The organism is Sphingobium sp. OAS761, from assembly GCF_024168485.1.
Taxonomy (GTDB): Bacteria; Pseudomonadota; Alphaproteobacteria; order Sphingomonadales; family Sphingomonadaceae; genus Sphingobium.
The window spans coordinates 152085-167062 of record NZ_JALJVY010000006.1 but is presented as its reverse complement, the minus strand read 5'-3'; the positions used below and the strand labels follow the sequence as shown (position 1 = coordinate 167062).

Annotated in this window: 13 protein-coding genes; 11 read left to right on the top strand and 2 right to left on the bottom strand. The window is 62.1% G+C overall.

Annotated elements, in window-relative coordinates:
- Positions 1-96 precede the first annotated feature (96 nt).
- The 9 genes from J3E64_RS09940 (at position 97) to J3E64_RS09900 (ending at position 10235) form a co-directional block, all read left to right on the top strand.
- Complete coding sequence (locus tag J3E64_RS09940; protein WP_253342591.1) at positions 97-912, top strand: enoyl-CoA hydratase; 816 nt, start codon at positions 97-99, stop codon at positions 910-912.
- Complete coding sequence (locus J3E64_RS09935) at positions 909-1700, top strand: enoyl-CoA hydratase-related protein (RefSeq protein ID WP_253342590.1); 792 nt, start codon at positions 909-911, stop codon at positions 1698-1700. Before J3E64_RS09940 ends, J3E64_RS09935 begins: the two co-directional genes overlap by 4 nt.
- Positions 1701-1847: 147 nt before the next feature.
- Positions 1848-3737, top strand: coding sequence for an NAD(P)/FAD-dependent oxidoreductase (locus tag J3E64_RS09930; protein WP_253342589.1), 1890 nt, complete (start codon positions 1848-1850; stop codon positions 3735-3737).
- Between the two features lie 7 nt (positions 3738-3744).
- Positions 3745-4662 carry an IclR family transcriptional regulator gene (locus J3E64_RS09925; RefSeq protein ID WP_253342588.1) on the top strand — a complete coding sequence of 306 codons (918 nt, stop codon included), beginning with the start codon at positions 3745-3747 and terminating at the stop codon, positions 4660-4662.
- Positions 4650-5741, top strand: a complete 1092-nt coding sequence (locus tag J3E64_RS09920; protein WP_253342587.1) for a Zn-dependent alcohol dehydrogenase — start codon at positions 4650-4652, stop codon at positions 5739-5741. The genes J3E64_RS09925 and J3E64_RS09920 overlap by 13 nt, the downstream gene beginning before the upstream one ends.
- A 14-nt stretch (positions 5742-5755) precedes the next feature.
- Positions 5756-6601, top strand: coding sequence for an alpha/beta hydrolase (locus tag J3E64_RS09915; RefSeq protein ID WP_253342586.1), 846 nt, complete (start codon positions 5756-5758; stop codon positions 6599-6601).
- A 90-nt stretch (positions 6602-6691) separates the two neighbouring features.
- On the top strand, positions 6692-7882 hold the full coding sequence (locus tag J3E64_RS09910; protein WP_253342585.1) for an amidohydrolase family protein: 1191 nt from the start codon (positions 6692-6694) through the stop codon (positions 7880-7882).
- Positions 7883-7893: 11 nt separating this feature from the next.
- On the top strand, positions 7894-9375 hold the full coding sequence (locus J3E64_RS09905; protein WP_253342584.1) for a class I adenylate-forming enzyme family protein: 1482 nt from the start codon (positions 7894-7896) through the stop codon (positions 9373-9375).
- Between the two features lie 53 nt (positions 9376-9428).
- Positions 9429-10235, top strand: a complete 807-nt coding sequence (locus J3E64_RS09900) for an SDR family NAD(P)-dependent oxidoreductase (RefSeq protein ID WP_253342583.1) — start codon at positions 9429-9431, stop codon at positions 10233-10235.
- Positions 10236-10279: 44 nt separating this feature from the next.
- On the opposite strand, the gene J3E64_RS09895 is transcribed toward J3E64_RS09900, so the two are convergent.
- Positions 10280-11200 carry an alpha/beta fold hydrolase gene (locus tag J3E64_RS09895; protein ID WP_253342582.1) on the bottom strand — a complete coding sequence of 307 codons (921 nt, stop codon included), beginning with the start codon at positions 11198-11200 and terminating at the stop codon, positions 10280-10282.
- Positions 11201-11380: 180 nt separating this feature from the next.
- Between J3E64_RS09895 and J3E64_RS09890 the strand changes: the two genes are divergently transcribed.
- The gene (locus J3E64_RS09890; protein WP_367398618.1) at positions 11381-12229 is read left to right on the top strand and encodes a helix-turn-helix domain-containing protein; all 849 of its coding nucleotides are present in this window, start codon (positions 11381-11383) and stop codon (positions 12227-12229) included.
- Positions 12230-12231: 2 nt separating this feature from the next.
- Here J3E64_RS09890 and J3E64_RS09885 read toward each other — a convergent pair whose 3' ends face one another.
- A complete protein-coding gene (locus J3E64_RS09885; RefSeq protein WP_301287232.1) occupies positions 12232-12831 on the bottom strand; it encodes a cysteine hydrolase family protein in 600 nt (199 codons plus the stop codon).
- Between the two features lie 186 nt (positions 12832-13017).
- Between J3E64_RS09885 and J3E64_RS09880 the strand changes: the two genes are divergently transcribed.
- Positions 13018-14967, top strand: a complete 1950-nt coding sequence (locus J3E64_RS09880) for an NAD(P)/FAD-dependent oxidoreductase (protein WP_253342579.1) — start codon at positions 13018-13020, stop codon at positions 14965-14967.
- Positions 14968-14978 lie beyond the last annotated feature (11 nt).

Genomic DNA, 14978 nt, shown 5'->3' with positions numbered 1-14978 from the left:
TTTTTGGGCGCCGCGCTTCCGACCATGCGGAAGGGGGCGGTATCGGCTGTTCGGCGACGCGCGGACGCGCGACCGGCGGCACAGGAGATCGGGACCATGATGCAATATATACGCTATTCGGTCGAGGAGCGGGTCGCGACGATCACGCTCGACCGGGCCGACCGGGCGAATGCCCAGAACGAGCCGTTTTTGCAACAGCTCAACGCCGCCTGGGAAAAGGCGGCCGAGGACGAAGACGTGCGGGTCATTCTGCTGCGTGCGGAGGGCAAGCATTTTTCCGCCGGGCACGACGTCAGCGAGGAAGCGATCCGCGACGGGTCCTTCAACCGTATCCGGGAAACCATTCCGGAAAGGGGCCTGCTGGGCATCCATGAATGGGAAGCAAAGCATTATCTCGGCTATTCCCGGCGCTGGCGCGACATTCCCAAGCCCTCGATCGCGGCCGTGCAAGGCGCGTGCATCGCCGGCGGCCTGTTGCTCGCCTGGCCCTGCGACCTGATCATCGCCGCGGACGACGCCCGTTTTTCCGATCCGGTTGTGCTGATGGGTATCGGCGGTGTGGAATATCATGGCCACACCTGGGAACTAGGGCCACGCAAGGCGAAGGAGATGTTGTTCACCGCCAAGCCGATCGGTGCTGTCGAGGCGGAACGGCGCGGCATGGTGAACCGGGTCGTGCCGCGTGCAGACTTGGACGCCGAAGCGCTGGCGCTCGCACGCGACATTGCCCAGATGCATCCGCACGCGCTCGCGATGGCGAAGCGGGCCGTCAACCAGACGCTGGACATCATGGGGCAGGGAGCCGCGCTCCAGAGTTGCTTCGACATCCACCAACTGGGGCACGCGTCTGCCTATGGCCAGACCGGTGAGTTCATCGTTGCGGGTATGGACAAGGTAAAAGCACGGTCATGAGCATCCTGACCACGATCGATCAGGGTGTCGCCACGCTGACGCTCAACCGGCCAGATCGCCTGAACGCCGTGACCGAAGCGATGCTGGACGACATTGCCGGGACGCTGCGCAAGTGGTCGGCCGATCCGGCGGTGCGGTGCGTCGTCCTCGCGGGATCAGGGCGCGGTTTTTGCGCCGGTTACGACCTGTCGGGCGACGGGAAGGAAGAACGGGCGGAACCGATGCGGCCTGACGAGGCGGCGGCACGGATGATGATCCACGCCGAAATTCCCCTGCTGCTGCATCGCATGCCCAAGCCCACCATGGCCAGCATACGCGGCCCGGCGGCAGGCAGCGGTCTCGTCATGGCGGCAGCTTGCGACCTGCGCATCGCGTCGCGCACGGTCAAGCTCAAGCTGGCCTTCGCCAGCGCGGGGCGCTGCGGCGATCCGGGCGGCAGCTATCTGCTCACCCGTTTGTTGGGTGCGGCGCGGGCGCGGGAGATGTTCCTGCTCGATGAGCCGATGAACGGCGATCAGGCGCTTGCCGCCGGCCTGCTGAACCGGCTGGTCGACGACGATGCGCTTGACGCGGAAACCATGGTGCTGGCGACGAAGCTTGCCGCCGGTCCGACAGCCGCCTTTGCCGCCATGAAGCGTAACCTCAATGCGGCGGCCGTGGGCGCCTTGGAGGAAACGATGGCCCAGGAAGCTGTGTCCAACGCACAGATCAGCCTGCTTTCGCATGACGCGACCGAGGCGGCGAAGGCCTTCCTGGAGCGTCGCATGCCCCGTTATCTGGGGTATTGAAAGAACGAAACCCCATTCGCTTCAGGCCGGTTCCGTAATGCCGGAATGGTGGCGGAGGCGCATTTGCCAGTTCACAAAATTCGATATTGCAAAAAATACATAGGCGATGGCGGTCGAGTCCGCCGGCCCGGACGACGAGGATGTGGAATGGCGACGGCGGCTAAAGCGGTAGACACGGATTTCATCACGCGCGCGGTGGAGCAGGCGGACCTGAACGCGGTTCGCGTGGCCCTGTACCAGAATAGCGGAGACGCGGAAGTCGGGGCACTCCCCCCCACTGCCCAGATGAGCGATGCACAAAAGGCGATGCTCATCGACCGTGCGGTCGCGTGGCTGGCGGACAATGCGGCGAGTATTCGCCTGCCCGAGCCGCCCGAGCCGGAATTGCGCAAGCTGATGACGATGGTCACCGGCAAGGAAATGAGCGATCATGAGTTCGCGGCTCGGCGCGATCTCCCGGCGTTTCGGGATTATCCCTTCGCCGCAGAATGGGAAGGCGACAAGCCCGCCATTCCCGAGGATTTCAGCGTCATCATCGTGGGCAGCGGCCCGGCCGGCATTGCCGCCAGCATGCAGTGCAAGCTGTTGGGCGTCCCGTACACCGTTCTGGAACGGCAGGATCAGGCGGGCGGGACCTGGACGATCAACCGCTATCCCGACGTGCGCGTCGACACGCCGTCGGTCAATTACGAGTTCGGGTTCGAGAAGGATTATCGCTGGGCCGAGCATTTCAACCGCGGCGGCGCGGTGCGCGAATATCTCCAGCACATCTCTGAAAAATACGGCATCGCGGACAATACGCTGTTCGGCCATGACGTGAAGCGGGCCGAATTCGATCCGGCGCGCGACATGTGGGTGCTGACGGTCGATACGCCTGCGGGCGAGAAGGTGATGGAAAGCCGCTTCGTCATCACGGCCTGCGGCACTTTCGCCAATGCGCAGTTGCCCAATGTCAAAGGCGTGGAAAAATTCCGCGGCGCCTTTGTGCATCCGTCGAAGTGGCCGGCCGATCTGGACTTGCGGGGCAAGCGGGTCGCGGTGATCGGCAACGGTTCGACCGGCGTCCAGTTGTTGAGTGCCGTGGCCCAGCAGGCGGCGCATGTGACCGTCATCCAGCGCACGGCGCAGTGGATCAGCCCGCGCGAGAAATATGGTGAGCCGATCCAGTCGGAATTAGCCTGGCTGATCGATAGCCTGCCCGGTTACTGGAACTGGTCGCGTTATCTGGCTGCGGCCGGGCTTTTCGATTTCCACCTGATGCAGCGCGTCGACCGCGCCTGGCAGGAAAAGGGAGGCAAGGTCAGCGAAGCCAATGACCAGGTGCGCGACTTTCTGATCAGCTATATCCGGTCGGAAACCAACGGCGACGAGGAACTGATCAACAAGCTGATCCCCGACTATGCGCCGCTGTCGCGCCGTCCGGTGGTGGACAATGGCTGGTATCGCGCCTTGACGCGCGACAATGTGGACCTGATCGCCGGGGCTGTGGAACGGTTCGACGAAACCGGTTTTACCGTCAGCGATGGTACGTATGTGGAGGTGGACGTCGTCGTTTCGGCGACCGGCTTCGATGTGCTCAAATATCTTTGGCCCGCCCGCTACAAGGGCGCCGACGGGCAGGATCTGCACGACAGCTGGGACGAAGGCGACGGACCACGCGCCTATATCTCCATGATGGTGCCCCGCTTCCCCAACATGTTCATGCTCTATGGCCCGAACTCGCAGCCGCTCACCGGCGGTACCGGCCTGCCGCAGTGGTGGACGGTATGGTCGAGCTATGCCGGTCGCGTGATCATGCAGATGATCAGGGACGGCAAGACGCGAGTGGACGTGAAACCCGAGGCGTTCGATCGTTTCAACCGCGCGCTGGACGCCGAAGGCGAAAAGTGGCTTCAGATGACGCCCGAAGGCGGCATGGACAAGAATTATTACGTCAACCAGAAAGCGCGGCGCCTGGGCGTCAGCTGCCCGTTCCTCAGCCCGGACTTCCACCGCATGTGCACGGTGGTGGAATGGGACGATCTGGCGCTGAGCTGAACGCGCCTTGCCTCGTCCCGCCCTGGCCGCGTCCCGCGCCATAGACATATTGAACTTCATGGCGGCTGCGCCGGCCCGGGGCTATTCGTTGACGGATCTGGTGCGTGCTTTGGACCTCAATCCGGCATCCTGCCATGCGCTGCTAAATGCCATGACGCGCGACGGCTATCTGGTCCGGCAACCGCGGGGACGGACCTATCAGCTGGGGCCGGCACTCATCGCGATCGGTCAGGGCGCTCTGCAATGTCATCCCCTCGTGGCCGCCGCGCGCGAGCGCATCGGCCCGCTGTCGGCCGAGCTGGATCTGGATTGCCTGCTGACAGCGCGCGTCGACGATCGACTGATCGCGTTGGCGTCGGCCGGGCCGGGGCGCCAGCCCGGGTTGCGGGTTGGCCAGCGCGTACCGATGATCCCGCCACTGGGGACACCGTTTCTGGCTTGGGCGGACGAAGCGGAAGTCGAAAGCTGGCTGGCGCGGGCGCCGGCGGGTGTGGAGCCTGTGCGATTGCGGGAGTCGCTGGCGGTCGTCCGACAGCACGGCTTTGCCGTTACGCTGCGCAGTCCGCAGCAGGGCGCTGCGGAGCTGGCAGTCCTCGACCTTGCCGACGAACCATTTGCCGACGCGCGTCAGCGGCAGGCCGCCGAAGCCATCGGACGGATGGGCGACGCTTACCTGATGATCGATGCGCTACCTGACAGGCTCTACCCGGTCGACCTGATTTCCGCGCCGGTATTCGATGGCGCTGGTGCGGTGGTGTGCACATTGTCGCTGTTCGGTTTCGACCGGCCATTATCGTTGAAGCGGATAACGCTGCTCGGGAACAGTCTGATACGTGATTGCCGCATGGCGGCAAACGCACTCACCGCGAAGGACGCGGGGATGCTGAATATGGTTGGAATGGGAGATGCTGAATGCGCGCTCTGATGTATGAAGGTCCCGGCAAAATCCGGTATGTCGAGGATATGGAGGTCCGGGATCCGGAGGCCGGCGAGGTGCTGGTGCGGATCGCGGCCAGCGGCATTTGCCATTCGGACATTTCCGTGATCAACGGCACGATCGACTGGCCGGCGCCGGCGGTGTTGGGCCATGAAGGCGCCGGCGTTGTGGAAAAGCTGGGTCCGGGAGTCACCGACCTGGCGGTGGGCGATCATGTCGCGCTCCACACGCTGGCCAATTGCGGCCGCTGTGGACCATGCGAGAGCGGTCGTCCGACCCATTGTCGCCAATCCTACGGCAATCGTGCGCAACCCTTCCGCCGCAATGGCGAAGCGGTATCGAGTTTTGCCGCGACATCGACTTTCGTCGAAAAAACGGTGGTCAAGTCGAACCAGGCGGTCAAGATCGATCCTACCGTGCCGCTCGATACGGCTTGTGTGGTGGGCTGCGGCGTCCTCACTGGGGTCGGATCGGTCGTGAACCGTGCCCGCGTGCGCCCTGGGGAAACCGCTGCCGTGTTCGGCATCGGCGGTATCGGGCTTAACGTGCTACAGGGACTGCGCCTGGCCGGCGCCAGCCGCATCATCGCGATAGACCTGCTTCCTTCGCGCGAGCAAAAGGCGCGCGAATTTGGCGCGACCGACTTCGTGGACGCTTCGCAGGGCGACACACCTCGGCGGATCAAGGACATCGTATCCGACGGCAATCCCGATCATGGCAGCGGCGTGGACTGGGCGTTCGAATGTGTCGGCAGCACCCGCGTGCTCAAGGACGCGATGGACAGCTTGGGGTGGGGCGGCAATTGCGTCATGGTCGGTACGACAGCCGCCGGCACGACCGCCGAGATATCGCTTACTCCGCTGGCCTTCGTGGATCGCGGCGTGATGGGGGCTCGCTACGGCGCGTCGCGTCCGCACCAGGACATTCCGGCCTATATCGCGCAATATCGGCAGGGAAAGCTGATGCTCGATGAACTTGTCACGCAGCGCTACGATCTCAAGGATTTCGAGCAGGCCTTCCACGATCTGGAGGAAGGCAAGCTGGCTCGCGGGGTATTCGTGTTGTGACAGGCGGATGGATATTGCCGCCCCTGCGCCAAGGCTGTCCGGCGGATGAAAGCCTTGTCGAGCGGCGGGCACGGGCGGCAGGCAGTTGCGATGCGCCCTTACCGGAAGCGGACATCGGCGGGGTGCGCTGCCTCCTTGTCGAACCGGCGGCGGGCGGCGCGACGGGTGACATTCTCTACATTCACGGTGGCGGCTACCGGCTCGGATCTCCGGTAGCCTATCTTGGTTATGCCAGGCGGATCGCGGACCTGTCCGGACGCCGGATCGTTCTGCCCTTCTATCCGCTCGCGCCGGAAAACCCTTTTCCTGCGGCGCTGCACGATATCGTCGGGATATATCGCGCGTTGCCCGATCCTGCCTCTACGGTCATCGCCGGGGATTCCGCCGGTGGCGGCCTGACGGCGGCATTATGTATATTGGCGGCGCGTGCGGGGCAGCGGCCGGCGGCTGCTATCATGGTGTCGCCGATGCTCGACCTCACGGCACAAGGGGATAGCCTCGACCGCAATGCCGAGCGCGATCTGTTGTTTTCCAAGGCATCGGTGCTCGATTCCGCCACACTCTATCTCCAGGGCCACGACGCGTCTGATCCGCTGGTATCGCCCATACAGGCTGACCCCACCGATTTTCCGCCGATGCTGGTGCTGACAGGTGGCGCGGAGGTGCTGCTGGACGAGGCGCTGGCCTTTGTTCACAAACTCGCTCTGGCCGACCAGCGCGTCAGTCTGCATATTGCGCCGGCTATGGGGCATGTATGGCCGCTGATGGCGCCCGATTCGCCGGAAGGCACCGCTGCCATTGCGGCCATGGCGGACTTCGTGAAGGCACTGAAACCAACGGTTTCCGGGGTTTCCGCGTAGCCGGAAAGGCGGACCGCCCAATTGACCCCAAAGGCCCGGCTGCCCGACAAGCAGGCCATATAGGATCACCCTTTTATCGAGAGACGTTCGATGACGACCGAGACGCTGCCTTTCCCCGTTTATGACGCGGACAATCATTTCTACGAACCGGAAGATGCGCTGTTCCGTCATCTTCCCAAAAAGTGGCACAAGGATTTCCGCTTCGTGCAGGTCGACGGACGCAAGCGTCTGGCGATCAAGGGGCAGATTTCCGATTATATCCCGAACCCGACCTTTGAGCGTGTCGCCGCGCCGGGCACGCACGTCAATTATTATAAGGCCAAAAATCCGGATGGTCTGACGATGCGCGAAATGACCGGCAAGCCGGTCACGCCCCCCGAATCCTGGCGCACCGGCGGTGAGCGCCTGGCGGTGCTCGACGGGCATAATGTCCATGCCGCGCTGATGTTTCCGACCCTCTTTTCGGTGATCGAAAAGTGGATGAGCTATGATCATGAGTTCCTGAATGACGCGTTGCACGCGCTCAACCAGTGGACCAGCGAGGAATGGGGTTTTGCGCGCGAAAACCGTCTGTTCGGCGTGCCGGTCGTTTCGCTGGCGAACATTGACCGGGCGGTCGCGGAGACCGACTGGCTGATCAAGCAGGGCGCACGCACCATTTGCATTCGCCCGTCCCCGGTCCCCGGCTACCGCGGCGGTCGTTCCATGGGCCTGAAGGATTTCGATCCCTTCTGGGCGCGAGTGGAGGAAGCGGGCATCTTCGTTTCCATCCACGCCTCCAATTCCGACTATGACAATCTGATCGAGATGTGGACCGGCGGCGCCGAATGGTTGCCGTTCGAATCCGATCCGTTCGTCAGTTGCCTGCGTATTATCGAGCGGGCGATTTCCGACACAGTGGCTGCCATCATATGCGGCGGCGTGTTCAATCGCTTTCCTGACGTCCGCGTTGTCAGCGTGGAAAATGGTGCGAAATGGGTGATCCCGCTGATCGAGCAACTCAAGCACGTCTATGGCCAGATGCCGCAGAAGTTCAAGGTAGACCCGGTCGAGCAATTCCATCGCAACATCTTTGTCACGCCGTTCGTCGAGGATGATTTTTCCGAACTCAAGGAGCATATGCAGGTCAACCGCATCCTGTTCGGCAGCGATTATCCGCACCCCGAAGGGACCGAGCATCCGCTCGATTTCCTGCATGAACTGACCAGCTATTCGATGGCTGAAAAGGAAATGGTCATGTCGTCCAACCTCAAGGGGTTGCTCGAAGGCGTGCGGAACTGAGGAAGCAACTGTTGAGCCACGACGTTATCGACCAGCTCCGCGCCAATCTGCGTGACCATAGTGAAGACCGCGCGATCGAGTTCGAAGGCCGCTGGATAAGCTGGGGCGACGTCGCGCGCTATGGCGATGCCGTCGTGGCGCAACTGGATGCTGCCGGCTGTCCGCCAACGGCGAAGGTCGGCATCATCATCCGCAATCGTCTGGCTCATGCCGCCGCAGTAGTGGGCCTGTTGGCCCACCGCCGGTCGGTGAGCTTCGTCTATCCGTTTCTCCCGGCGGCGGTGATCGCGGAAAATATCGAAAGTCTGGGCGCGGCGGCGATCCTGGCCGACGAACAGGACTGGCCGAATTTTCGCGACGCGGCGGCCCAGGCCGGATGCGCGGGCCTGGCCTTGTGCAGCATCGACAAGGATGCGGTGCTGGTCGAAGGGCTGGAACGCTGTACCCGCACGGGCTTCGATGACGCGCTTGCGGACGGCGGGATCGAAGTGCTGTCCAGCGGCACAACCGGCACGCCCAAGCGCATTCCCATGGCGCTAAAGCTGCTGGAACGCGCCGTGATGAGCGCGCCGGGCGCGGAATCAGGCAAGGCACCGCCGGTCCAGATCAACATCTGGCCGCTGGGCGGGGTTGGCGGCGTGTGTCTGCTGACGGGCGCGGCGGTCAACAACACGCCGCTGGTGCTGATGGAACGCTTTTCTGTCGATGCTCTGGTCGATGCATTGCGACGGCATCGACCGGACATGCTGGGCCTGAACCCCACTGCTATCGCGATGCTGATGGACGCAAACCTGCCGGACGATGCCCTGTCGAGCGTGGAGGTCGTGTCGGGCGGATCGGCCTATCTCGATCCCGATCTTCAGGACCGGTTCGAAAAACGGTTCGGCGTGCCGATATTGTGGGGGATGGGTGCCACGGAATTCTGCGGCACGATCATACGCTGGACGCCGCAGATGCGCGCGCAGGTCGGCGACAGCAAGCGGGGCAGCACCGGCCTGCCCATGCCGGGCGTCGAGATCAAGGCGGTCGATCCTGAAAACGGGGCGGAGGTGGCTCGCGGCCAGGAAGGGCTGATGGAAGTATATTGTCCCTCGGTTCGCCCGGATTGGGTTCGCACCACCGACCTCGTGATGATCGACGAGGATGGCTATGTTTTCCATCGCGGCCGGTTCGACGGTGCCATCGTGCGCGGCGGCTTCAAGATCCTACCCGAACGGGTCGTCGACGCACTGCGGCGTCATCCGGCAGTCGTCGACGCGTCGGTCGTTGGCATTCCCGATACACGCCTGGGCGCTGTACCGGTGGCCGCCGTTGAATTGAGCCACAGCGCCGGTGCCATTGATCAGGATGCGCTCATCGCCTTCCTGCGGCAGGAATTGCCGGCGACGCACATTCCGAAGGAAATCCGGATCGTCGACGCCCTGCCGCGCACGCCCTCGCTGAAAGTCAGCCTGAACGACGTCAAGCGGATGTTTCTGGCTGACGCGGCCTGACCGCCGCCACGGCAAATATGCCGCCCGATGAGCTATTGAGAGGAAAGAAAATAATGACCGCATCCTTGCTGGGACTGGAAGGAAAGAAGGCGCTGATCGTGGGCGGCGGCCGCGGTATGGGTGAAGCGAGTGCTCTGATCCTGGCGCAGGCAGGGTGCGACATCGCGGTGCTGGACAGCGTGCTTGACCGCGCGGAGTTGGTGGCGAGCGAGGTGCGCAAGCTCGGTCGGGCAGGCGTTCCGGTCGAAGCGGACATTTTGGACGAAGGCGCCGTGAAAAAGGCTGTGGCCGAAGCGGAAGAAAAGCTTGGCGGTCTCGATATTCTCGTCACCATCGTCGGCCAGGCGCTGTTCAAGCCGCTTCTCGATGTCACGGTGGAGGAATGGGATTTCGACCAGTCGCGCAATCTGCGTTATTTCTTCGTCACTGGACGGGCCGTGGCGGAATCGATGATCAAGCGCGGGGTCAAAGGATCGCTGATCTGCATCGGGTCGAGCGATGGCATCGTCGGTGCACCATGGCACGCGCCTTATGGCGCGGCAAAGGCGGGCCTGATGCACCTCGTAAAATCCATGGCAGCGGAATGGGGCCGCAACGGCATCCGGGCCAACGCAATCGCGCCCGGCAGCATCAGCACGCCGCGCCTGCCCGAAACCCCGGAATCCAAAAAGCGTATGGAAGACAGCGTTCTGCCCATCGGTCGGGCGGGCACCACGCAGGACATCGCCGGCGGCGTGCTCTACCTCGCTTCGCCGCTATCGGATTATGTGACCGGACATACGCTGTGCATCGATGGCGGCTGGATGGCGGCAAATCACTTCGATCCGCGCGTCATGTCGGTGAAAACCAGCAACGAATGATGATCGACGTGCTGGCCGACCCTGCGGTTGGCCCGCACGCCCCCTTACCCCGACCTGTCGTGCAGAAAGGCGCAGATCGCGCTCAGGCATTCCGGCAGCGCATCATGCTGAGGCCAGTGGCCGCTGTCGCGAAGGCGTATTTCGCGCACGTCGCTAAGCGTCCGGACCAGACGCTCCGGTACCGACGACGGCCAGCTCTTTTCGCCATAGATCAGCAGCGTCGGACAGGTGACATGACGCCACAACGACTCGGTTTCCGCCAGGTCAAGTTCGGGGAAAGGCCACACGGTCACTAGCGGATCATATTTCCAACGCCACTGCCCATGCCGGCGTCGCACGCCGCAACGTGTCAGATGCAAGGCCTGCGCGGCGGTAAGATAGGGGTGCCGCGACAGCATCCGTTCCGCCGCGGCGTGGACCGAGGGAAAGAGGCGCGGGCGCGAGGCGGCGGCATCGTGACGGTCGTCGAACCAGGATCGCAAAGACGCATCGAGCGTCATGGCGGACTGACGCGCGTCGAGCGCAGGTGGCGCGCCCACGGCCTCTATTGCCACCAGATGGCGGACAAGATCCGGCCGCGCGCCGGCGAAGCGCAGGGCGACGTGCGCGCCGAGGGAATGGCCGACCAGCAAAGCCGGCTGTTCGGACGTGACGCCCAAGTGCCTAAAAAGAACGTCAATATCAGATAGATAAGCGGCGTAATTATAGCGGCCGTCCGAAGACCATCCGCTGTCACCATGCCCGCGCAGATCAGGGGCCACGACATGATGATTGCGGTGTAGGACCGATGCGATCCCGTCCCAGCTGCGACTGTGATCACGGTTGCCATGGACCAGGATCGCGATCGGAGCTCCTTCATTTGCCCATTCGGTATAGGCGAGCGGCATGCGGATGTTCAGGAAATGCCGCCGTGTGCATGGCGACTTGGCGCGGGATCGCTTCGCCTCAGTATGGATATGTGCCATCGAATGCCTAAAGGCGGTTGCACCATGGACCGCGACCGGCAAAATCCGCTTTCCGCATGGCCGTAAACGGTATCGGGTGGCAGGAATGCTTGAATCAATGCCCGCCTGGGAATATGGTGGGTCTACATAAAAGGACGGCGATCGGCGACGTGCGTCTGCGGGAATGCGCCGTGCAGGAGGATGGGAATGGGTTCTGACATTCGCGCGGGAGACGGCAGATCGCGCGGGCGGGGTAGCGTGAAATCCTGTCTGCGAACATTGGAGGTTTTGGAGTTCTTTATGCGGGCGCGCGTGCCGGCGAGGACGATCGAAATCAGCGAGGCGTTGGGGATTCCCAATTCGAGCGCCGATGAAATTCTCCGCACGCTCGCGATGACCGGCTATCTTAGCTATAATCAGGCATCGAAGCTCTACTCGCCTTCATACAAGATCATTGCCAGTGCGACGTCGATCGAGGACAGCTTTTTCGGCAGCGGCCGGATAAACGAGATCATGGAAGATCTGCGACGCGAAACGGGCGCTACGGTCTTCCTCACGCAGCAGAATGACTGCTGGGTGGAAAGCGTGGCCGAAGTGACCGGTGAATGGGCGGCCGCGCCGGACATTCAGCCTACCTACCCTAATGAAATGATTTGTTTCGATCATAACAACTGGCGCCCGGCCACCAATTTCGCGGCCGCGATGCTGTCGCAGCAGACCAACGTGGCGATCATTCAGCTTGCCACCCGCACCCAGAGGTTGGGGCTGGGGCCCAAGGGTCCGACCTTGATGAAGAATCTGGTCGATCGCATCGCGCATACGCGCACGCGCGGTTTCGCCCTGTGCCGTCGCCGTCCGAGCGTGCCGGTCGATTCCATCGCGATGCCGCTGCGCGTGCCGCATGCCGTTGCCTCCTACGCAATAGGCGTCGTGGGGGATCCGTTGTTCGAAAATGACAATGACGTCCGCCACATGTTGTCGGCGATGCAGTCAGTCATCTTCCGCTATAATGATGGGCTGCGTCGCAGTTCGCGTGGCAACATTCAATAGCTTCACGTCGTTTTGAGCGCCGCTTCGACATCGGCCGCGGTCGAGATCCGTGCAATCATGCGGAGCTGTTCGTTGACGATAACGTCGTGGATCGCGGGATCACTGGCGGCGATACAGTCCTCGGCTACGACGACATGATAGCCCAGATCGGCGCCGACCATGGCGCATCCGGTCACCGCAACATTCGTCGACACGCCGGTGATGACGACTGAATCGATCCGCATGCGTCGCAACATCGCATCGAGCGACGTGCCTAAAAAGCCGATGAGTCCGGAACTGCGTTCAACCACGAAGTCTTTGGCGGCGGGCGTCAGTTCTGCAATGATGTCTGCTTCGGGTGTTCCTGCAACCAGCATGCGGTGCTTGCGCGCCAGCGTTCCTAGCAAGCTGTTGGGCAGCACGTCCGCGAAATCCTGTCGATGCGCGATGGTCAGGTGAATGACGGGAAGGCCCAACGCGCGAAAATGCGCGGCCAATCGGGCGATGCGGGGCACGATGCCGCGGTCTGTCACCTGCCCGATCAACGCAGGGAAGCCACCCATGCCGGGCTCCATGATACCACGTTGGCACTCGCTGACGAGGAGCGCGCTGCGCCCACGCATCGAAAAGGTCAATCGTTCAGCTCCCGGCACCCTTCATCAGATGAAAAGCATCTTTTCGTCTACCCCAGCAACTGTGTAAAGACTTACTCCGGAGTCGCGGAAACCCTTTCGAGCCAACCCGTCATGGCCTCCATTCCATTGGCGGATGCGACTAGAGAGAAGTCCAAATAACCGAGGAGTCCCTGAATGGCCGCCAATTTTGCTGAACTTGACCAAGTCGAGCGGGTGGATTTGAGCAAGCGAACCCTTCCCATGGATGATACGCCCGAATTGCGGAAGGCGATCGAGGAAGGCGAAATCCACACGCTGCTGATGACATATGTCCATGTCACCGGTGACGAAGAGATGCTCGACAAGTTCGCGCCGCACATCAAGTCGCCATACGCCTATCCGCCGGAATCGATCCCGGCGGAGCTGCAGCAGGAATTGCGCGAGAAGCTGTTGCACGTTCTTGTGACGCCGGGTGCTTCCGCGGGCGATCCGTCGGAAGCCCTTATGCATCGCATGATGGGTGTCGGCCTGGCTGAGGAAGTGGCGGACGAATTCCTGCCGCTTCTGTACGACCAGATCGGGCTGAAGCCTGAAATGCCGCGTAAGGAAAGGCCAGGCCGAAAGCCCGCCGACCCCAATTTCAAGGTGCTCGTTATCGGCGCTGGCATGACCGGCCTTGCCGCCGGTGTACGGCTGAACGAGGCGGGATATGACTGGGAAATCGTCGAGAAGAATGAGGAAATCGGCGGGACCTGGTGGGAAAACCGCTATCCCGGCGTCGGCGTCGACACGCCTAGCCATTTCTATTCCTTCTCTTTCGCTTTGAATCCGGAGTGGAATAATTACCACCCCCAGGGGAACGATATGTTCGCCTATCTCAAGCGCGTCACGGACGATTTCGGTCTGCGTCCGAACATTCGCTTCAACACGGCGGTCGAAAAGCTTGTTTGGGATGATGAAGCCGCTGTCTGGAATGTCACCGTGCGCAAGCGCGACGGGAGCGAGGAAGTTCTCCGCGCCAACGCGGTCATCAACGGTCATGGCCCCGTCAACCGCTATAAATGGCCGAACATTCCGGGTCTTGAGAGCTTCGAGGGCCCGCGCCTGCACACGGCGACTTGGGACACGTCTATCGACCTGACCGGCAAGCGTGTCGGTGTGATCGGCACCGGTGCGAGCGCGGCTCAGCTTATCCCGGCGGTTTCCGACACAGTCGATCAATTGTTCGTGTTCCAGCGCAGCCGCCACTGGGTCATGCCCAGCCCGGCCGGTGAGGATCTGGTGACGGATGGCGTGAAATTCGCGATGCGGCATATTCCGCACTATCTGGAATGGTATCGTTTCCGGATCTATTGGTTTGCTGCCGACGGCCTTTATCCCAACGTCCTGCTTGATCCCGAATGGCCCAAGGATTCACCGTCGGTTTCGGCGGTAAACGAAGCCATGCGGCAGTTCGCGGTGGGTCATATCGAACGGACGTTCGCGGAACGGCCCGACCTGAAGGAAAAGCTGACGCCGGACTTCCCGGTTTTTTCCAAGCGGATCATCCTGGATCGCGGTCCCTATTTCACGACCTATCTGAAGTCGAATGTGCATCTGGAGCAGGGGGGCATTGAATGCATCACGCCCAAGGGCATCAAGATGAAGGATGGGCGAGAGATCGAACTGGACGTTCTCGTCTGTGCGACCGGGTTCGACGTTGCCAACATGATGGGCAATCTGGAAATCGTCGGAAGGGGCGGCAAGCGTCTGCGTGACGAATGGGGGACCGAAGATCCGCGCGCCTATTTCGGCATGCTGATCCCCGGATTTCCCAATTATTTTCACACGGTGGGGCCGAACAGCGCGCCCAATCACGCGGCAGGCCAGAATCTGATCTCCGAGCGGCAGGTCAATTATGCGATCGAATGTCTCGACTGGATCAATGCTGAAGGGAAGAAGGCCATCGAGCCCTCCCAAATGGCGTTCGAAGCGTGGCAGGACAAGGTCGACGACCAGATGGTGCACATGATCTGGAGCCATCCGCGCGCCTACAGCTATTATAACAACAGCAAGAAGCGTAATTTCCTGTCGTGGCCGTGGCGTCTGATCGACTTCTGGAATGCATGCAGCGGCCCGCGCAAGGATGACATGGAATTGTCATAAAGCACACGCAG